Genomic DNA, 18,526 nt, shown 5'->3' with positions numbered 1-18,526 from the left:
AGCTACCTCGCCGGCCTCCACCTCCGCGCCGCAATGATCTGGATCGACGACCTGCTCAAGACCGCCCAATGATCACAACATCACACAGGCCCTAGCGCCGAACCCATTGAGATGTGTCGACACGTGCAGGGGCTTCGACTGCGCATGGGCGCCGGACACCAGCGGTCCCCCGACATCTGGTAGCAGAGTCCGGGCAGCCTGCGAGCCTACGGACGATAGATCATCTCGATCAGAAGGGCCGTGATCGCCTGCCCAGGGCAGTCCGCGCGACGATGCGGGCAATCACCCTCTTCTGGGGAAGACCCCGCCCGCAACCCGCCATCGTAGAGACCAGCCGTGCGGTCGGTGGGACCCGAGGACGGCCGTCAGCGCCTGGGCGGGACGGCAGGAACGGCAGCCGTGGCCCGGGCGTACGCCGTCGCTTCCCCGCGTTACCCGGTTCGTGCGCATGTCAGATCCGCGTGCGCCTCGCCGCTGAGAGCCGGCGAGCTGGCTCTCAGCGGCGAGGTGGTCAGGGAGCGGTCTTCACGCCCCGGGACCGTACGAGGTGTGTGTCGCTGCGGTACGGCGCAGGGCACCGGTCTCGGCGGGTCACGGTGTTCCGTTGGCCCCGTTCACGCAAGGGCTGCCCAGGCCGGAGGTTCCGCCGGTCCCTCCCGTCCCGCCGTGGAAGAGGATGCCCCCGGTGGCGTTGCCGCCGGCGCCGCCGTTGCCGCAGGCGCCATCGGCGCTGGCGCCCGACTTGGCGCCGCCGTTGCCCCCGTCACCGCCCTTGCCGCCGAAGTTGAGGATGCCTCCCGAGCTCAGGCCCCCCGCCCCGCCGATGCCTGCGGCACCGCCCGGGTAGGCACCGACGGAGCTGCCGTTGCCGCCGTTTCCGGCCTTGCCGCCCTTGCCGCCGTTGCCAAAACTCTTGATGCCGCCGCGGCCACCGTTACCGCCCGCGCCACCGCCGTGGCCGATGCCGCCGTTGCCCGCATTGCCGCCCGCACCCCCGTCTGATCCCCCGGCGCCGCCGAGGCCGCCGCGGCCACCTGCGCCGGCGTCGGCCCCGGAGTTGCCCCCGGCGCCGCCGGCGCCGCCCGCACCCCCGTGGGTGCCCGCTCCGCCTGCTCCGCCCGCACCGCCGGCACCGGTCAGGCCGCCGGCCGCGCCGGTGCCGCCGTTGCCGCCCGCGGCGCCGTTGGGGCCGGCGTTGCCGCCGAGAGCACCCGCCCCGCCGGAACCGCTGCCGAGGCCGGCGCCGCCGTTGCCGCCCGCACCGCCGACCCCGCCCAGGACCCCGTTGCCGCCGGGACCCCCCGCACCGCCGGCGCAGTCCCCGGTTCCGGTCGCGGGGCCGCCCGCGGTGCCGGCAAAGCCGTTGGGATGGGCGGAGTTGCCGTTGGCACCGGCGACGCCCGCGGTGCCGGCGGTGCAGGCGAGGGCGGAGGCCGCGGCGGGAGAGCCGAGGAAGAGTGCTGCGCCGGCGAAGAGCGTGGGCAGGGCGAGGAGCGCGGTGGTGTGGTTCCTGTTCATGACGGGTTTCCTCAGGCTCAGGTGAAGCGTGGGTCGGTGCGGGTCACTGGATCAGGCCGGTGCGGAACCAAGTGGGGGAACATCCGTTCCCCGAACCGGTTTCCGCGCCGCGTGCCGGTAGGCAGTCGGCGAAAATCCCGGACTGTTTCCAGTGGGGCAGGCATCTCCTGCTCGCCATAGGCGGCCAGGGTCACGGCGCGGGGCCAAGTCTGCGAGCAGGGCAGTCTTCTCTGAACGGTGAGGCGGTTCCCCCGGCACGTTGCCTAGTCAGCGGACGCTGGACCGGGCCGGACCGTCGCGTACGAGATGCTCGGCTCGGTAGTGGATGCGCAGGGCACCGGCCCCTGCGGGGAGTGCAGCCATCCCGGCCCTGGGAGACGAAACTTCGCGGCACCCAGGCATCGCGTCGTCAGGCATACCGTGCGGGCGGGCAAGCCTCCGGGCCGGGCCGTCAGGCCAGAACCGCCCCGCCCTTACAGCGTCTGCAGGGGCGGGGCGGCACCGAGGGATGCGTGTCGTCCTACCGGAGCTGGCGGGGCACTCCCCGCTAGGGTCGGTTCAGCAGGGAAGGGTTGAGTTTCCGGCGGCGCCGGTGGCACCGGTGGTGCCGTCCGCGGTGAACGTGGCAGCAGTGCCGTTGCCACCGGGTTTGCCGGGGCACACCGGGCTGGCCGCGCCACCCGCACCGCCGGTACCGCCCTTGTGTCCGCCACCGACCGTGGACGCTCCGCCCTTGCCGCCCTTGCCACCGGCGATGCCGACACCCGCGTTGCCCACGCCGCCCACACCGCCCTTGCCCCCGGTACCGCCCAGGGCGGCTACGCCCCCGGAACCGCCGCTGCCGCCGTTGCCGTTGGCACCCCCGGCGCCGCCGGCACCGCCCGCGCCACCGACGCTGGCGCTGCCGCTCGCGTTGCCGCCGTCACCCCCGGTGCCGCCGTTCCCGTTGGCACCGGCCGCGCCACCGGTACCGCCCAGGCCACCGATCCCACCACCGGTGCCCACACCGTTGGCCCCATTCCCCCCCGGAAGACCCAGGAGAGTGAAGCCGCCCACAGCCCGGACGCTGCCCGTCTCGGCACGGGCCGACGCGGAAGCCAGGGCAGGGGCGGCGGTGAGACCGGCCACGGCGATCACGGAGACCAGGAGAGTCCGGGAAAGGGCAGTGCTGCGCATGAAGCGCATGAGGAAGCCTCTCGAAGTGCGCGACCGTAGATGCTCCACGACCGACACACCCGCAACCTACACATGAACACACCACCCCATACGTCGCACAATGATCCAATAGCTCGAAACAGACCTTATGAGCAAAATTTGGCCTTAACGCCCCGCTGTTGAGGTCCCGCTGGAGCGTCACCCTCGCGTCCGGAAAGTTTCGGAGTCCAGGAGTTATGCCGACGCGTCGCCGAGCGCGACGGGGGCCGCCCCCCGCGCCGCCCGGGGGCGCCATGCGGCAGGGAGGCGGGGAGCGTGGGTCATCGGAGGGTGATGCCACTCATTTGCAAAACAGCCACGGCAGCAACAAGGTGCTCGCCGGGAGCCTGGCGGCGTTCGTGCCCACCTCAGGTGCCTGCAGAACCGATAAACCATTAGCCCGAAAGCCGCAACATGCGACATAGGCGCCACTCGTTTGCCGCGCATCCTCCGTAATGCGGGCCCGTTGGATGGATATGACGAAAGCAAGCCCACGGTTCACCTCAGGAGACGTCTTGGTCAGCGCAACGGGCAGTGCGGCAGGCGTGGTTCTCCTGGGGAAGTGGGTCTACACGCCCGCCCCCGCCTCCGAGGTGAACGCGACCCTCCACGACAGCTACCGACGGGTCGACCTGCGGCACTCCGCCCAGCTCCTCGAAGACCTCCTCACGGAGCTCGGACACATCCAGGAACGTTTCGCCGCCTCGGCAAGCAACCCCGAGGGGTGCGACACCCACTCCCTCGACGAGCCCCATCAGCAATCCCTTCATGTATGAAGCGGGGGGCCGTCACCGGCGTCCGGAAATGCCCGCCCCGCGCCCTGCCACGGGAGGACAAGCGCCATCCGGCCACTCCCAGACGTGGGAGCAGCCCCTGGTCCCACTTGACCATCATCTGGACGTGGCCTGGGACCCGGCAGAAGAACTCGCCCACCTGCTGCACGAGGCCGTCGAGAACGAGCGGAACGGCGCCACACCGCCCGCGAACACTGCCAAGATTCCGGTCATCGACGGCTCCCACAACGACCCCCTCGGCGGCCTGACCAAGATCACCGCCGGCCTGCCCCCGCTGTCCCCCACACCGCCCCGCGGCCGACGCCGCCCCCGTTCCCGCAAGCGTGCGATCAGCGCACTGCGCACCACCAGCTTCTTCCTCGCCGCGCTCGCCGCGGTCGTCGTGTCCATGGTGTGCGTCTTCAGCGGCATGGTCAGTTACGACCCCCTGCGCCACATCGCCCAGTACCGCACCTACGGCAACGCGGACAGATGGTGGCCCCTGTTGGTCTACGGCCCCTGGCTGGTCGCATCCCTATCGATCCTGCGAGCCGCCCTCCACCGACGACGCGCAGTGCACTCCTGGGCCGTCGTCCTGCTGTTCTCCATCGTGTCCATGCTCCTGTGCGTCGCACAGGCCCCTCACACACCCGTCGACGTGGCAGCCGCCGCGCTCCCGGCCCTCGCCTCCCTCACCTGCTTCCAGCAACTCGTCCGGCAGATCACCCTCACCCGCCCACCACTCCAGACCAAGCCACGCCACCGCACCCGCCCCACAGGCCGACGACCCGCATAACCGGACCCCGCCTCCGCACAGGCCGGACACGGCAGAACACGTGACGCTGGACGGACGAAGCGGCATAAACCAGCGGAAACCGAGAAGGACACCTCGTGATGTCCGGCAACGCCCGGCCGGGAACCTCGGCCGCACGCAGCCGCAGACGCCAAGAGCCGCAGGTGATCTCCGCCGGTGTGGAGGCCGAACACACCGAGGCGCTCCGTGTTGACGCCGGACGTGTCCCGCAGGCGTGGGGGACGTTGAGACGGCGACGCATGCACTGGCCTGGACCTGCCCCCCCCAGGTCGGGCCCGTGCCGTCCGCGGCTCCGATCCCCGCCCGGCATCGGAGCCGCGTCCACGACTCCCGGTCAACCGTGCTGTCGAAGGGCCTGGTTCGCCCTCGCGACCAGGACTTCATACTGCCGGGGCGCCGTTGGCCCGTCGCGTACCCACAGGAGTGCCGACGCTCAACCGGGATCGCCGTTCCGGCATGACGGCCGGGCCCCGGCCGTCATGCCGGACGGTTCCCGCCCCCTCGCCCCCCTCACCGCCACTGTTCCGTCTCCTTGGCGGGCGCGGCGGCGGCGCTCAGCATGAAATCGCTGGAGTGGCGGAAGAACTTCCTGCCCTGACCGTCCCCTAAACGAACGACGTCCCCGGCACGGTCGTGCCAGGGACCTCTCTGCCGAAGACGGCCGGCAGGGGTCAGCACGTCTCGGTGCTGGTGCTCTCCGGGCCCTTGGCAGCCCGCTCGTAAGCTGCGGCGTCGGCCACGTTCAGCACCCTGCGCCTGTTACCCCGATGGCCGGCCCGCCCAGAGAGCTGCCCACACCCGGGCCGCGTCCACGTCGTCCACAGCGGCAACGCCCCTGGGCATTGCCTTGACCGCGCGCGCGGGCGGGCCGAGCGCGAGATGAGGGCCGCGCGTAGGTGCGCGGCCCTCATCGCATGCGTCAATCTCCCGCGGGAGCGCCGGACAGGCTTCCACGATCCGGCTCGGCTCGGCCCTACAGGCTCCCAGGGGAGGGCAGGGCCGTCGCAGTGCCCGCGGGTCCGGTCAGGCCGGGGTGATGTTCTCGGCCTGGGGGCCCTTCTGGCCCTGGGTGACGTCGAACGTCACGGTCTGGCCCTCCTGGAGCTCGCGGAAGCCCGAGGAGTTGATCGCGGAGTAGTGGGCGAAGACGTCCGGGCCGCCGCCGTCCTGGGCGATGAAGCCGAAGCCCTTCTCCGCGTTGAACCACTTCACAGTTCCCGTAGCCATATCCATGCCTTCCAGCCGATGAACGCCCCCCGCAACGCGCGGAAGGCGGAGGTGATCGCCCTGGTTCCTGCGGCACAGCACAGCAAAACACCCACGCCGAGGCGTGGGCAAAGGGAACTTCCGAACCACGACAGCTTAGACCCGAGGCTACACGCAGCACACCCCATCACCACGTGAAACGACCCGTACGCCGCACTCAACGGCGTACATACAGGGGACCCGCAGGTGCCCGACGGGCGCGTACCGCCTCAGGCCGCGGCCGACGGGTTCGCCGGACCGGCGGCACGACGGTGTTCGGCATTGATGCGCTGCGCCTCTTCGAGCTGGTCCTCGAGGACGACGATCCGGCAGGCTGCCTCGATGGGGGTCCCGTGGTCGACGAGTTCGCGGGCGCGGGCCGCGATGCGCAGCTGGTAGCGGGAGTAGCGGCGGTGGCCGCCGGCGGAGCGGAGCGGGGTGATCAGGCGCGCCTCACCGATCGCACGGAGGAAGCCCTGGGTGGTGCCGAGCATGTCGGCGGCCCGGCCCATCGTGTAGGCGGGGAAATCGTCGTCATCGAGACGGCCGAACGAGTCGTCTGCGGTCATCTCACCTCTCTGTGAACCACGCGGAGGGGCCCTGGTGCCTATGGCACCAGGGCCCCGAAGGAACTGCTACACCATCTACCGGCCCTGGAACTGCGCCGGCCTCCTGTATCCGCCCACCCGACCAGAATGCTGTCGGGGTTGCGGGGATCGCGGTTGCTCGACCGGAGGCCACCTCACTAACGATGTCCTGCGGTACCCGGACTCAACACTCCGTCCGGGCGATCCTGATGGCGCCCAATCCGTCCGTTCATCCCTCGGATGATCAACTACCTACAACTGGGACTGCGGGTACTGCTCCACTCAGAACTGCTTGTACTGCGAACTGCTCGCGGCCTGACCAAGCGCCACGCTTCCGACAGCCAGCCCCGTCGCCCACCCTGCATCTGCTCTGGCTTGGAACCCCACTGCCGAACCTCCCGGTGCGCGCGCCCACCATCGACGCCTCCACCGAGGCACTGCTCACTGCTGGTACTGCGAACTGCACTTATATGCGGTGGCCCCTGATCACTGCAGGCCGCCCGGTCCGGTCGTCAGCCCCGTCGCCGCCGTGCAACAAACCTGGCTTCGGAACTCCACCACCGCACCGCATGCGCGTACTAGATGCCCGGCAGTTCGTCCCTGCCAGGCCCTGCGGTCTCTCTGTGTTACGAGAGAAACCATAACCACACCCTCGCCCAATGTCTAATCCGGCCGCCGTAGATTTTCGTGGGTTGGACAGCGAGGTAATCGGCCTTGAGCAGTGTTGGAGACGGGGCGCAAGGCGGTCATCGCCGGGTTAACCCCCACAGGCCGGGGCACAAGCACCGGACATGCATGACCGCGCATCGACGACCAGAAACAGGGTGACCTGCATGGACACGATGACCGTCACCGTCGCACCCGCCGGCTCCGCCACATCCGTCGCCGGAGCTCGTGACAGCGCCTGGCACTTCCTCGCAGACCTCCTGCCGGCGCCCACGGCCGAGGCCGCCGAAACCGTGGTCATGGTCGTCTCCGAGCTCGTCACCAACGCCCTGCGCCACGGCGGCGGAACCTGCACCATGGACCTGGCCGCGCACCCCGACAGCGTCGAGGTGGCCGTCCACGACAGCAGTCCCCGAACCCCGCGCATGCGCACCCCCGACCTGAACGGCGGCACCGGAGGCTTCGGCTGGCCCATGGTCAACCGCCTCTCCCACACCACCACCGTCACCCCCCACCCGGCCGGCGGCAAAACCGTCACCGCCCTCCTCACCCGGTAACACCACGACACCGCGCCGCCAGTCGGGGTAGCCGGCACTCTCCCTCGGGATCGAACGCACCGATGACGGCCGCACACCGGGCCTGCACGCCTGTCCGCGACCGCCACCGTGCGGGACGACCGAAACGGGATCGGCGCCGTGGTCCGGCCCCATCCGGGCTGCGTCGCCTGAGCCGCGTCGGGGCCCTGGAGAGTCAGATCGTCGGCGGGCGACACTTCGAGGCCCGGGAGGGGCGTGGTCCCCGCGCGGCGGCGACCAGGCCCTGGGGCCCGCTCCTGCTACTCGGCTGTCTCGTCGGCGGTCGCGTCCTCGATGGTGAACACTTGGTCCGCGCCGGTCACGGCCAGCAGGCGGGCAAGCTGACGGGGCAGGGGGCCCACCAGGCGCAGCTCGTGTGCGCGGCAAAGGGTGAGGAGCAGGTTCAGGAAGGTGGAGTCGCCGAAGGTTACGCCGCGGACGTCCAAGAGCAAGTGCTCGACGCCGGCCGCCGTCACGGCTGTGTCGCATGCGGCCTGGAGCGGGGCGATGGTGTTGAAGTCGAACTCCCCCGCGCACCGCACCACCCGCTGCCCGTCGCGATCGGGCAGAACGGTCACCGTCGTTTGTTCCACAACGCCTCCTCCAGCACACGTGAAAATCTTGTCCTCAGCCTGCCCGAACCTCTGGCTACCGCCGGTGGCTTCCCCGGTGCAGTAGGGGAAAGAGGGATCAGTTCAGACGCAGGATGGCTTTGATGGTCTTGCCCCCGGGATGGAGGGTGATGTCGATGTGCTCGGCCAGGCGCTGGATGAGCGGCCAGCCGTGTCCGCCGGGCTTGACGGGGTCGCCCCGGTGCGACGTCGGTGTGCGCGTACTGCCGTCGCCGACCGAAACGTGCAGGGCGTGGTCGGTGGTTTCGGTGCGGAAGAGGGTGATTCCGCCGCCGTGGCGGATCGCGTTGGTGGCGAGCTCCGTCGTGACCATGAGGGCGTCCACGGCGATCACGCTGTCGAGGCTTACGCCCACCCGCTCCAGCAGCTCAGTGACACGGCGGCGGGCAGCAGTTGATGTGGCGACAGCCAGCTGGTCGCCGTCCGGACGGCGGTCCGAGCCAGGCGTTCCGTCGGCTGCTGCGGGCGTACTCATGCCGTGACCACCTGCCCTCCGTCGCGGAAGTCATGCCGCCCCGGCCTGTTCGGCCGCGGCGTGATGATCAGCATGCCACCTGGGCGCCCAGGCCGTGCCGCGGCAACCATCCGCATCAGCGGGTCAGGGCACGCGCGGGTCGGCTTCGGCGTGGGGGCCGTGCCAGTCCAGGCACAGCACAGTCGCGTCGTCTCTCGGCGGCTGGCCGTCGTAGACGTCGGTGACCGCGCCGACCAGAGCGCGCACGACCTCGCGGGGATGCTCGTCCGCGGTCTTGCGCAGGAGACCGGGCAGGTCGACGGCTTCGGCTTCGCGTTCCTGCATGCCGTCGGTGTGGAGCAGGAGGCGGTCGCCGGGTTGCAGGTCGAGGTCCTGGACCTGGTAGATGCCCGGGTGGTGGCCGAAGCCGAAGGGCATGTTCACAGCCAGGTCGATTTCGGTGACCGTGCCGTCACGCAGGAGGAAGGGCCGGGGGTGGCCGGCGTTGACGAGCTGGGCGCCGCTTCCGTCGAGGGCGATGCGCAGGAGCTGCCCGGTGGCGAAGGTGCGGTGGCCGTGGTCGAGGAGGACCTGGTGGCTCTGGCGGGCCTGCTCGGCGAGGCCCTCTCCGGCGCGGCGGGCGCCGCGGGAGGCGTTGACCAGGAGGGTGGCCATCAAGGAGGCGTGGACGTCGTGGCCCATGGCGTCGGTGATCGACAGGTGCAGGGTGTCGTTGTCGAGGCTGTAGTCGTATGTGTCCCCCGCGATGGTGGCGGCCGGGACCAAGGCGCCGGCCAGCGTGAACTGCGGGGCTTCGCACGCGGCGGCGGAGGGCAGCAGCTGACGTTGGATCTCCGCGGCGACGCTCACGGTGGTGGTGCGGTTGCCCCAGTGGTAGAGGTCGGTGAACCGGCGGTCGGTGACGATGATGTACGCCAGCGCGTGCGCCGCCTCCTCCACCTGCGCCAGGACGTCGCCGGTGACATCGGTGAGGAACAGTTCCAGGACACCGACGGTGTCGCCGCGGTTCGTCACCGGGGCCAGGACCCGCTGCCCGTCATCGCCGGCCGGCGCCCGCACCAGTCGCTGCGTGCGCAGGACCTCGCCGTAGATGCTGCTGTCGACCAGCGGGATCCGCTCCGCGCGGTCTTCCGCAGACGTGCCCCCGGTGTCGTGGACGCGCAGCATGCGCCGGCCCACGATGTCGACGAACAGAAACGACACATACCGGGCACCGAACCGGTCCCGCAGATTACGTGCGACAACGTCGAGGGAGTCCACCGGCGCGGCAGTCTCCGCCGCGGCCAGCACCTCGGCCAGTCCGAGCCGATCACGTGCCACTTCAGCCTCCACAAGGTCTGTATACGGGACAGCGAATCACAGCCGGACGCAGCCCCATCACTCTTCGGACAAAGACGGCCAACTGGATGCACTCAAACACACCGCACACGCACACCGCATCAAGCGACTATGCCCGGCACAGGCGCTCTGGGCAGGCACCAGCGGATGCCCGCCGCTGGGGGCTGCTGCCGCTGTGTGGTTTGGGGCGGATCGGTCGCCGGTCGGGCCGGACCCCGATCGGCTAGAGCCCGGGCAGCGTCTGATCAGCCGAGGCGGCCGACGTGGATGACCACGATGGTGACGGTGGCGTGTTGATCTTCTCGGTTTTGGTGATCAGGCCGGCAGCCGGGACGGTGCCCAGGGGGCCGTTGTCGAAGTAGGTGCGGGTGTCGCCGAGGACATCGGCGGGCCGGTTGGCGGCCGTGCCGCAGGGCACTGCCACGCTCTCCACGCGGCTGTGCTTGTTCAGGATCCAGCTTGTGGTGTTGCGGGCGTAGGTGGTGGTGGTGCAGGACTCGTCGCCGGTCTTGGCGGTGTCGCCGTTGTTCGACTCCCAGTCGACCATGCCGTGGTTCCCCGCCGACGTCGAGGAGTGGTCGGTGCGGTGGGTGCTGCTGCACCTGATCAAGGAGACCGCACGCCACGGCGGCCACGCCGACATCATCCGCGAGAGCCTGGACGGCGCCACCCCCTACCCGCTGATGGGCGCCGCCGAGCAGTGGCCCGACCCGTGGTTCGAGCCCTGGGAGCCCGCGTGCCCGGTGGCTGTGGGCCACGGCCGTCAGAAGCCGTGTCCCATCGGCCGAATGGGGTCGAGGCGCTCTTGCGGACCGGTCCTACGCTGGAGGCATGGCCACCGATCCCTTGTTGAGACAAGGCCCCGACTCGACGGAACTGGTCCTGCATGCCGGCCCGGCCGGGCCGGCGTGGAACGCGCTGACCTCGGCGGGGTCGGCCCTGTTGTTTCCGCTCGTCCTGGGCGGGCCGACTCTGCTCGTCATTTTGTGCATGGCGCTGGCTGGGGCGCGGGCGTCGACCGTGTTCGTGGTGGTGGGGGTGATCGCCGGGCTGGAGTACCTGCTCGGCTGGCTGGCGCTGGCCTTTTCCCAGGCCCGGGACATCCTGCGGGTGGAGTTCGCGCCGACAGGGGTGCCCGCGTCCCTGCGGTTGGTCCGGGCCGCCGGGCCGGACGACTGGCTGCCCGTCGACACCCTGCGCGAGGTGCGGCTGACGCACAAGGTGGTGGAGCCGTACCAGGGGGACCGCAAGCCGGCCACCTCCACGCTCGCGCTGGAACTCGTCCTGCGGGGCGGCCCGGAGCGGCTCGCCCCCCTCCCGTTCGGCGGCGACCCGCAACGGCTCGCCGACGCACTGGAGGCCCTACTCGGCCCGGCTGCCGTCGTGGTGGAACTGCACACCGAGCGCAGCACGCGCGATGAGCCGCGATCCCACTCGACCTGGTTCTCCGGCGGTTCGGCCTCGGCCAACTCGGGTGGCGGCTGACCCCGGGCTGCCCGTGGCGCTCCCCGGTTGGGCGTATTGAGCCGCCGGGTCGGCTCGGCCGCAGCCGGGTCCTCCGGCCACGGGTGGCGGGGGTAGCGGCCGCGGAGCTCGGCCCGCACGGCGCGGTAGCCCTCGCGCCAGAACGACGCGAGGTCGCCGGTGACGGCGGCCGGGTGCCCAGCGCGCTCTACGCCGCCCGCCTCTTCGAAGCTCAGGAACGGGGAGCCACCGTGGCGTTATTCTGAGTTCTTTCACTGAGAGGCATTGGGTCGATGGAGTTCCGGTTGCTCGGAGCGGTGTCAGTCGTCACCGAGGCCGGTGGTCTGTCGCTTGGTCCTGTCAAACGGCGCAGCCTGCTCGCCGCACTCCTGTTGCGGCCCAATTGCCCAGTATTGCTCGAGCACCTCATGGCTGCTTTGTGGGAACAGGAACCGCCGGCGCGCGCCCGCGGTGTCATCCAGGGGCATGTGTCGCAGCTGCGGGTGTCGCTGACGGGTGCCGGCGCCGGGGCGCATGGCGTTGAGCTGGTCACCCAGGGCGGGGGGTACGTCCTGCGGATGCCGAAGGCCCTGCTGGACGTGCACCGCTTCGAGGATCTGGTGGCTGGGGCCCGTGGGCAGCGTGGCCCGGCTGAGGCGGTGAGAATGTACCGGGAGGCGTTGTCGCTGTGGCAGGGGCCGGCGCTGGCCGACGTCTGCTCGAGCCCGCCGCTGCTGGCAGCCGCGCAGACGTTGGAAGAGATGCGGCTGGCCGCGGTGGAGCAGATGGCCGCGTGCTACACGCGGTTGGACGAGCATGCCGGGGCGGCCACTGTCCTGCGTGCCGAGGCGGTTGCCCACCCGCTGCGCGAATCGCTGTCTGCCGCGCTCATGGGGGCGCTCCAGAGGGCAGGCCGCCGTTCGGAGGCGCTCGACTGGTTTCATCGCACACGGCGGTTGCTCGCCGACGAACTGGGCGTGGACCCGGGCCGGGAGCTGACGGACGCCTACGCCGCAGCCTTGCGCGGCGGTGAAGGCGACGTGGCGCAGGCCACCGGCGGGAACAAGACGAAGGCTGCCGCCGCGGTTCGGATTCCTTCCCAAGCCGCCACGACGGACGTTGCGCTCCCTTTCGGGGCACCGGATGCCGTTGCGCGGCCTGGTGCGCCCGACCTGCTGCCGCGGGCGCCGCGTGGTTTCCACGGACGGGAGGCGGAGCTCGTCTCCCTTTCCCGGGCCGCCGCAGGCGAGGCGCCGGTCTGTCTGGTCACCGGGCCCGCCGGAGTGGGGAAGACGGCCCTGGTGCTGCACTGGGCACACCGGGGCCATGCCGGTTTCCCCGACGGGCGGCTCTACGCTGACCTGCGCGGTTTCGGCGACACGGGCGAGCCGACCCTCGGGGAGGTGTTGCGCGAGTTCCTGCTGGCGCTCGGTGTCGCGCTGCGCCGGATTCCTGAGTCGGTGAATGGCGCGGCCGCGCTGTTCCGGTCGCTGGCTGCCGACCGCCGACTGCTGGTGGTGCTCGACAACGCGCGTGATTCCGAGCAGGTCAGGCCGCTGCTGCCGGGCGGTCGCCGTTGCGTCACTGTCGTCACCAGCCGCCACCGGCTGCCGGGGCTGATCGTCACCGACTCTGCCCGGCCAGTTGCCGTGGATGTGCTCGGGGCGCAGGACGGCACGATGCTCCTGGCCGGGGTACTCGGCACGGAGCGGGTGCTCGCAGAGCCGGTGGCCGCGCGTCGGCTGGCCGAGTTGTGCGGGGGCTTGCCGCTCGCGCTGCGGGTGGCTGCCGCCAGGCTGGTGCAACGTCCGGGCTGGTCGTTAAGCGCGATGGCCGCCGAGCTGTCCGACGAGACGCGCCGGCTGAGCCTGCTGGACGTGGAGGACACCGGCGTGCGGGCGGCACTGCACCTGACGCTGCAACAGCTGCCCCGGCAGGTTTCCCGGCAGTTCGCCCATCTCGGCCGCCATCCCGGCACGCACGTCGACCGGTTTGCGGCGGCGGCCCTGGCGGACACGGACCCGGCGTCCGCCGAGAGCTGCCTGGAGCGGCTGGCCGTCGCGCACCTCGTCACGGAGACGGCGTCCGGCCGCTGGGCATTGCACGATCTCATCCGGCTCTACGCACGGAGTCTGGACGCCGGGCCCGATGCGCTCAAGCGCGTGCTCGACCACTACATCGCCACGGCCCTCGCGGCCATGGCGGCGGCCGAGCCCGGCAACGAGGCGGACTTCCCGCTGCCGGCGGACTACCTGCCGCCGGCCGCCGTACGGGAGTTCGGCGACCGGTCTGCCGCCGTGGCCTGGTATGCGGCCGAGCGGGACGACCTCACGCTGGCGGTGGCCGCGGCACACGCTGCCGGGCTGCACGCCAGGACCTGGCGGATCGTCCTGGCACTGTGGCCGCTGATCGTGTGGCGGGTGCGGGACGACTGGGTCCCGCACCTGGAGACCGCGCTTGCGGCGGCACGGGCCGACGCCGATCAGCACGGCGAGGCGCGGGTGCTGAACGTGCTCGGCTGGGTGCTGATCGAGGAGGGTCGCATCGCGGAGGCGCTGACCCGCCTGGGGGACGCCTCAGCGCTCGCCGCCCGGGCAGGCGACGCGGTCGCCGAGGCGAACGCGTTGATCGTCCTGGCCATGGCGCAAGCGGCGCTCGGCAGCCCGGACGAGGCTGCGCGGGGATGCGAACGGGCGGTAGAGCTGGCGCGCACGGAGGGTAACCGGACCGCCGAGCGACTGGCCCTGCAGCACCTCGCCCGGCATTGGGTGGACGCCGGGAAATGGGGACCGGCCCTCGACACGGTGAGCGAGGCCCTCGCCTTCGGTGATCAATCGGACACCTCCGATGTGCCCCGCATCCTGCTGCTCATGGTGCGGGGAGAGGCGCTGCTGGGGCTGGGGGACACGACCGAGGGCATCCGGCAGCTCGCCCGGGCGGCCCGGGAGGCGGAGTTGTCCGGCTACGAGGACGGGGCGGTACGGGCGCTGGAGGTGCTCCTGCGAGTGTCGTCGGATCCGGGCGTCCGAGCACGATACGACGCGGCGCTTGCGCGTCTCACGACGCGCTCCTGAACCGTTGCCCGCGTCGGAGGAGGCCGAAGCCCTCCGGCGGCTCGGCATCGCGGCTCGGGAGGCGGAGAACAGGGGCTTCGAACGGTATCGACGCGGCAGTTGCGCGGCGCAGACGCGGACGTGGCCCGTTGACCCCTGGATCGCAACCACAGGCACGGGCCTCCTCCACCCAGGCCGGCGGAGGAGGACGGCGGTGGCTGCGCCGGGCGCCGGGCCGTGCGCCCCGGACGTATGAAGTCACTCAGGGCGCGTCGCCCGAGCCCAATCGCTCCAGGACCGCCCAAGTCCCTGCCGCACCCTCTGCCATGGCTTGCCATCGGTTCCCAGCACAATGATCGTGGTGCGATGACCGGATTCGTCGCCATCGCCTTCAACGAAAACCTCGCTTGTGGCAGCTCCACCCAGGGATATCCATCCGCCCCAACGGTGGTTTGTGGTAAAACGCGACCACACCGCACCGTCGGCACCGACCAGGAACTCCTCCGACTCGGTGGGGGTCAGCGGCCTCAGGGTTATCCCGTGCGCGCAGTTGTATACGGCGCCGCCAGGACCGTCACAGTTTGCCGCCTGGGCCGGCACTGAACTCACCGCCAGCCCTGTCACCACTGCGATAGTGACACCGAGCGCCTTCATTCTTTTGATATTGGTCGCCATGACCGAATCCTTTCGGCAACGCCCGACCCGTTCCGGGCCCGACGGATCTTCTCTACTCATTGCTTGATGCACCGGAAGGGCCGATGCGGAAAGGCCAGTGCGTATTAGCGGGCCCCAAAATTATCTACGCGCAACGAAGCGGCCTTCTTGTAATGCGAGGAGAGACCTTCATGGATATTTGTGACCCAGATGCTTTCAGAACAGCTTCGCCTCCCGCCGAGCGGGTTCTTGCACGGCTCGTTATGAATTCCCATCGACATCACGCCGCGGGCGGAGATTCCACCTACCGTTCGCGCGAAGACAGGGCCGCCGCTGTCCCCTTCTCCTGCGAGGTACCTGCCGGCCACTTGCTCCAACTTGTCGACGTGCCGCAATTCCCCATCCTTGTTCCTGACCCACTGAGCGGTCAAGGTGACTTTCGCTCCACAGGCCTCCCCGAGAAGCGCTCCGCTGACGCAGAGGCTCTCGCCCTCAAAGGCGCGGCCGATCCCTCTCACCTGCCCTGACTGCACCGGCATTTTGATCCTGTAGCCGGTGTAAATGTACGGAGTTGCCGAACTGCCATCAGGAAGCTCGATAAGGGCAGAGTCGTAATCCCTATGCAGGTCGATCATCTTGCCCATGGGAGAGCGCTCCCCATTCCTGACGTCGACTCCGTCGCCCTTGAAGCAGTGTCCAGCCGTGAGCAAGTACCTGCGGTTGGTTTGAGGAGAGTAGGCACTGAATCCGGCGGTGCATGTGCCACTGCTCGTCCGAATGAAGGAACCTCCGTAATACGGATGGCCGTCGGCGTACCGGCTGGGACCGCCATAGTCGGCTACGGGTCCTTCCTTCCGCATACTCAGGGGAAACCCGCCGGTGACAGATTTTGGAATGGAATCGAGAGTCGCCCGATCATTGAGAACATTCATTCCGGGAGGCAGGCTGGATGAATCGACGCCAATGTTCAGTGAATTGCCATCACTGCTCGCTCCCGCACTCGTGACCGCTGCCCCTGCTACTCGGACGCCTGACTCAACGATCGCTCGCGCCCGTTCATCCAACTCTTTGAACGTGTATCGAGAGGCTGCGACTGTCACGTTGATGCCCTTTGCGCGATGGGCTTCGATCAAACTGGCGACAGTTTTGGGAACCTCTCCCTTCCAGCTCAGCCGGTATCCCTTGTCTTCCATGGACAGCACGGTGCCGGCATACCCGGAATCCGCGTCCTCCTGAGCCGCCTGATATATCTCGTTGGCGGCTTCTGAGATAGGGGCCTGCGCGATCATGGCGGCATTCTCTGCCGATGCCACCGAGAAAGCTCCGCGTAGGTCGGTGGGCTGGGCCGTCTCAGGGCTGTCCAGATTCGACAACACGAGCAGGGAGCCGGAAACGGCGAGCGATATTCCTAGAACCGTGCTCCGACTGAAAAGTTTGTACTTCACGTCTCTGCTCTCTGACATAGGTAATTGCACGACGGGTCAAGCCGATGCTCTGCCGCAGGACAGTCAGACTTCCACGCCGTGCTCACGTACCGCTGACGTACTGCTCACGCGGGGTCTGCCCATCGCTCACCCGCAGTGGTACGGCGCCGTACGGGTCGTGCAGCCGAGGGCCCGAGGGGTTTGGTGCTGGCCCGCAAGACGACCGGGGGCCCTTCCCGCCCCACGCAGTGACGTCGGGGCCCGACCCGCCGTGCCGGCCTCGGCCGGACGGCGATGCGCCCCTCCGTCCGCGCCGGCGGGACGCCCGGTGCCGTGGGCGGGAAGGTCCACCGGGTCGCGGTGTCCGGTGCGGTGCGGTGCATCGCAGGGCGAAGGGCCGAGTCCCCACCGCACCGGAGATACGACGGGCCGAATCGTTTCGGCTGTGGGCCGTTCGGGCGGCAGCCCGTGCGGTGTGGGCCCGCCTTCGCCCCGATCCGTCCGCGCGGTGGCAGGAAGGGGGCATGAGCCTCCACCGCCGCCGGGTCCTGGGAGCCGCCGCCGCGGCCGTCCTCGCCTGCGTCGGGGCGGCCGCCCGGGGGCCGGACTACGGCGCGCTCGCCCGCGGGATCGACGGGCGCGTGGTGCTCCCGGGCGACCGGGACTACCCCGAGGCCCGGCAGCTCTTCCAGCCCCGGTACGACGCCGTGTCACCCGGCGCGGTGGCCTATCCCGCGCACGCCGGCGACGTGGCCGTCTGCCTGGACTTCGCCCGCCGGTCCGCGGTCGCGGTCGTGCCGCGCGGCGGCGGGCACAGCTACGCCGGCTGGTCGACCCGCGCGGCGGGGCTGGTCGTCGACACCGGGGCCATGGCGGCGGTCGCGGTCGAGGGGAACGGCGTACGGGTCGGGGCGGGAGCCCGACTCGGCGACCTGAACGCCGCACTCGCCGCGCGGGGGCGGGCCCTTCCGACCGGGCTCTGCCCCTCGGTGGGGATCGCCGGGCTGACCCTCGGCGGCGGCCTCGGCCTGGCCTCGCGGGCCCACGGAACCACCTCCGACCGGCTCACCGGCGCCCGGATCGTCACCCCCGACGGCGTGGTCCGCGAGGTCGCGGCCGACCGGGACGCGGAGCTGTACTGGGCTCTGCGGGGCGGCGGGGGCGGGAACTTCGGGGTGGTCACCGAGCTCCGCTTCGACACCCACCCGGCGGACGACTGCGCCTTCGCCGAACTCCACTGGCCCGGCGGGGACTCCGCGGCGCTCCTACGCGGCTGGCAGCGCTGGCTGGGCGGCCTGCCCGACCCGTTCTGGAGCCAGGTGGAGTTCACGGTCGGCTCCGGCCCCGTGTCGCCCCCGGCGGTCCGGGTGGTGTGCCTCGACGGCCGCGCGGAACTGGAGCGGCAACTGACCCGGCTGGCCGACCTGGTGGGCGGTCCGCCGCGGGACAGCTGGATCGTCGTACGGAGCCACGGGGACACCGCGCGGGCCATGTCGGGCTGCCTGGACCGTACCCCGGAGCAGTGCCGGCTGCCCGGCACCCTGCCGGGCCGGAGCCCCCAGGGGCGGCTCGGCCGGGACGCGTACGCGGCCCGCTCCGACTTCTGGGCGGCCCCCGGGCTGCCCGACCCGGCGGTCCGGGCGGTGCTCGACGCCGTCCGGCGGTATTCCTCCGCCGTCCCGCGCGGCGGTACGGGTGTGGTGCAGTTCGACGGGGTCTGCGGCGGCGCCGTGAACCGCGTCCCGCCCGGCGGCACCGCCTTCGTCCACCGCGACAGCGCCTTCCTCGCCCAGTACCTGGCCTACTGGCCCGCATCAGCCCCGGCCGCCGAGGTGGCCCGCCACCGGGCCTGGCTGGACGGGCTCTGGCAGGATCTGCGCCCCTGGGCGGGCGGCAGCGCGTACCAGAACTACACCGATCCGGAGCTCACCGACTGGCGCGAGGCCTACTACGGGCGGAACCTCCCCCGCCTGGAAGCGGTCCGGCGCGCCTACGACCCCGACCGGCTCTTCCGCTTTCCCCAGGCCCTGTAGCCCGTGCCGTGCCGTGCGGGCCCCGTCGGGCAGGAACGGTTCGCCCGGTGGGGTGCCCGGCGGGCCCCGACGGGCACGGCA

The 18,526-nt window shown here is 70.6% G+C and carries 16 protein-coding genes and 2 pseudogenes; 7 read left to right on the top strand and 11 right to left on the bottom strand.

Annotation, left to right across the window (positions count from 1 at the left end; genetic code table 11):
- Nucleotides 1-591: 591 nt before the first annotated feature.
- Entirely contained in the window at nucleotides 592-1,518 is a 927-nt protein-coding gene (locus tag ACFWU6_RS03285; protein WP_383978034.1) for a hypothetical protein, read from the bottom strand.
- Nucleotides 1,519-2,076: 558 nt separating this feature from the next.
- Nucleotides 2,077-2,655, bottom strand: a complete 579-nt coding sequence (locus tag ACFWU6_RS03280) for a hypothetical protein (RefSeq protein WP_383978031.1) — start codon at nucleotides 2,653-2,655, stop codon at nucleotides 2,077-2,079.
- A 572-nt stretch (nucleotides 2,656-3,227) separates the two neighbouring features.
- Between ACFWU6_RS03280 and ACFWU6_RS03275 the strand changes: the two genes are divergently transcribed.
- Both ACFWU6_RS03275 and ACFWU6_RS03270 read left to right on the top strand, forming a co-directional pair.
- The gene (locus ACFWU6_RS03275) at nucleotides 3,228-3,488 is read left to right on the top strand and encodes a hypothetical protein (protein WP_383804651.1); all 261 of its coding nucleotides are present in this window, start codon (nucleotides 3,228-3,230) and stop codon (nucleotides 3,486-3,488) included.
- A gap of 124 nt (nucleotides 3,489-3,612) precedes the next feature.
- Nucleotides 3,613-4,281 carry a DUF2637 domain-containing protein gene (locus tag ACFWU6_RS03270; RefSeq protein WP_383804649.1) on the top strand — a complete coding sequence of 223 codons (669 nt, stop codon included), beginning with the start codon at nucleotides 3,613-3,615 and terminating at the stop codon, nucleotides 4,279-4,281.
- 1,041 nt (nucleotides 4,282-5,322) lie between these two features.
- On the opposite strand, the gene ACFWU6_RS03265 is transcribed toward ACFWU6_RS03270, so the two are convergent.
- Complete coding sequence (locus ACFWU6_RS03265; RefSeq protein WP_048475199.1) at nucleotides 5,323-5,526, bottom strand: cold-shock protein; 204 nt, start codon at nucleotides 5,524-5,526, stop codon at nucleotides 5,323-5,325.
- Between the two features lie 248 nt (nucleotides 5,527-5,774).
- On the bottom strand, nucleotides 5,775-6,113 hold the full coding sequence (locus ACFWU6_RS03260) for a MerR family transcriptional regulator (protein WP_383804646.1): 339 nt from the start codon (nucleotides 6,111-6,113) through the stop codon (nucleotides 5,775-5,777).
- 851 nt (nucleotides 6,114-6,964) lie between these two features.
- Here ACFWU6_RS03260 and ACFWU6_RS03255 point away from each other — a divergent pair.
- On the top strand, nucleotides 6,965-7,354 hold the full coding sequence (locus tag ACFWU6_RS03255; protein WP_383804645.1) for an ATP-binding protein: 390 nt from the start codon (nucleotides 6,965-6,967) through the stop codon (nucleotides 7,352-7,354).
- Between the two features lie 278 nt (nucleotides 7,355-7,632).
- On the opposite strand, the gene ACFWU6_RS03250 is transcribed toward ACFWU6_RS03255, so the two are convergent.
- The 4 genes from ACFWU6_RS03250 to ACFWU6_RS03235 form a co-directional block, all read right to left on the bottom strand.
- Nucleotides 7,633-7,965: an STAS domain-containing protein gene (locus ACFWU6_RS03250; protein ID WP_383804643.1), complete on the bottom strand. Its 333-nt coding sequence runs from the start codon at nucleotides 7,963-7,965 to the stop codon at nucleotides 7,633-7,635.
- A gap of 97 nt (nucleotides 7,966-8,062) precedes the next feature.
- Nucleotides 8,063-8,479 carry an ATP-binding protein gene (locus tag ACFWU6_RS03245; RefSeq protein WP_383804641.1) on the bottom strand — a complete coding sequence of 139 codons (417 nt, stop codon included), beginning with the start codon at nucleotides 8,477-8,479 and terminating at the stop codon, nucleotides 8,063-8,065.
- Nucleotides 8,480-8,602: 123 nt separating this feature from the next.
- A complete protein-coding gene (locus ACFWU6_RS03240) occupies nucleotides 8,603-9,799 on the bottom strand; it encodes a PP2C family protein-serine/threonine phosphatase (RefSeq protein ID WP_383978028.1) in 1,197 nt (398 codons plus the stop codon).
- 241 nt (nucleotides 9,800-10,040) lie between these two features.
- Nucleotides 10,041-10,427 carry a hypothetical protein gene (locus ACFWU6_RS03235; protein WP_383978025.1) on the bottom strand — a complete coding sequence of 129 codons (387 nt, stop codon included), beginning with the start codon at nucleotides 10,425-10,427 and terminating at the stop codon, nucleotides 10,041-10,043.
- Between ACFWU6_RS03235 and ACFWU6_RS03230 the strand changes: the two are divergent.
- Nucleotides 10,366-10,518, top strand: a pseudogene (locus ACFWU6_RS03230) (DUF664 domain-containing protein); the annotation flags it as partial. The gene ACFWU6_RS03235 and the pseudogene ACFWU6_RS03230 overlap by 62 nt on opposite strands.
- 130 nt (nucleotides 10,519-10,648) lie before the next feature.
- Nucleotides 10,649-11,302: a hypothetical protein gene (locus ACFWU6_RS03225; protein WP_383804638.1), complete on the top strand. Its 654-nt coding sequence runs from the start codon at nucleotides 10,649-10,651 to the stop codon at nucleotides 11,300-11,302.
- Nucleotides 11,303-11,337: 35 nt separating this feature from the next.
- Here ACFWU6_RS03225 and ACFWU6_RS03220 read toward each other — a convergent pair.
- Nucleotides 11,338-11,484, bottom strand: a pseudogene (locus ACFWU6_RS03220) (ATP-dependent helicase C-terminal domain-containing protein); the annotation flags it as partial.
- 90 nt (nucleotides 11,485-11,574) lie between these two features.
- On the opposite strand from ACFWU6_RS03220, the gene ACFWU6_RS03215 reads away from it, so the two are divergent.
- The gene (locus tag ACFWU6_RS03215) at nucleotides 11,575-14,355 is read left to right on the top strand and encodes a BTAD domain-containing putative transcriptional regulator (RefSeq protein ID WP_383978021.1); all 2,781 of its coding nucleotides are present in this window, start codon (nucleotides 11,575-11,577) and stop codon (nucleotides 14,353-14,355) included.
- A gap of 237 nt (nucleotides 14,356-14,592) precedes the next feature.
- Here the strand turns inward: ACFWU6_RS03215 and ACFWU6_RS03210 are convergent, their stop codons facing one another.
- A complete protein-coding gene (locus ACFWU6_RS03210) occupies nucleotides 14,593-15,009 on the bottom strand; it encodes a hypothetical protein (RefSeq protein ID WP_383978019.1) in 417 nt (138 codons plus the stop codon).
- A 104-nt stretch (nucleotides 15,010-15,113) separates the two neighbouring features.
- On the bottom strand, nucleotides 15,114-16,433 hold the full coding sequence (locus ACFWU6_RS03205; RefSeq protein WP_383978017.1) for a trypsin-like serine protease: 1,320 nt from the start codon (nucleotides 16,431-16,433) through the stop codon (nucleotides 15,114-15,116).
- Nucleotides 16,434-16,936: 503 nt separating this feature from the next.
- Here ACFWU6_RS03205 and ACFWU6_RS03200 point away from each other — a divergent pair.
- The gene (locus tag ACFWU6_RS03200; protein WP_383804630.1) at nucleotides 16,937-18,445 is read left to right on the top strand and encodes an FAD-binding oxidoreductase; all 1,509 of its coding nucleotides are present in this window, start codon (nucleotides 16,937-16,939) and stop codon (nucleotides 18,443-18,445) included.
- Nucleotides 18,446-18,526 lie beyond the last annotated feature (81 nt).

It is taken from the genome of Streptomyces sp. NPDC058674, assembly GCF_042716505.1.
Taxonomy (GTDB): domain Bacteria; phylum Actinomycetota; class Actinomycetes; order Streptomycetales; family Streptomycetaceae; genus Streptomyces.
The sequence above is the reverse complement of the archived record's forward strand: the minus strand, read 5'-3'. Positions and strand labels throughout refer to the sequence as shown.

Bases quoted from the DNA above. Each gene is read 5' to 3' on its own strand.
- ACFWU6_RS03285 (WP_383978034.1), bottom strand. From the start codon at position 1,518: ATGAACAGGAACCACACCACCGCGCTCCTCGCCCTGCCCACGCTCTTC.
- ACFWU6_RS03265 (WP_048475199.1), bottom strand. From the start codon at position 5,526: ATGGCTACGGGAACTGTGAAGTGGTTCAACGCGGAGAAGGGCTTCGGC.
- ACFWU6_RS03260 (WP_383804646.1), bottom strand. From the start codon at position 6,113: ATGACCGCAGACGACTCGTTCGGCCGTCTCGATGACGACGATTTCCCC.
- ACFWU6_RS03255 (WP_383804645.1), top strand. From the start codon at position 6,965: ATGGACACGATGACCGTCACCGTCGCACCCGCCGGCTCCGCCACATCC.
- ACFWU6_RS03245 (WP_383804641.1), bottom strand. From the start codon at position 8,479: ATGAGTACGCCCGCAGCAGCCGACGGAACGCCTGGCTCGGACCGCCGT.
- ACFWU6_RS03225 (WP_383804638.1), top strand. From the start codon at position 10,649: ATGGCCACCGATCCCTTGTTGAGACAAGGCCCCGACTCGACGGAACTG.
- ACFWU6_RS03215 (WP_383978021.1), top strand. From the start codon at position 11,575: ATGGAGTTCCGGTTGCTCGGAGCGGTGTCAGTCGTCACCGAGGCCGGT.
- ACFWU6_RS03210 (WP_383978019.1), bottom strand. From the start codon at position 15,009: ATGGCGACCAATATCAAAAGAATGAAGGCGCTCGGTGTCACTATCGCA.
- ACFWU6_RS03200 (WP_383804630.1), top strand. From the start codon at position 16,937: ATGAGCCTCCACCGCCGCCGGGTCCTGGGAGCCGCCGCCGCGGCCGTC.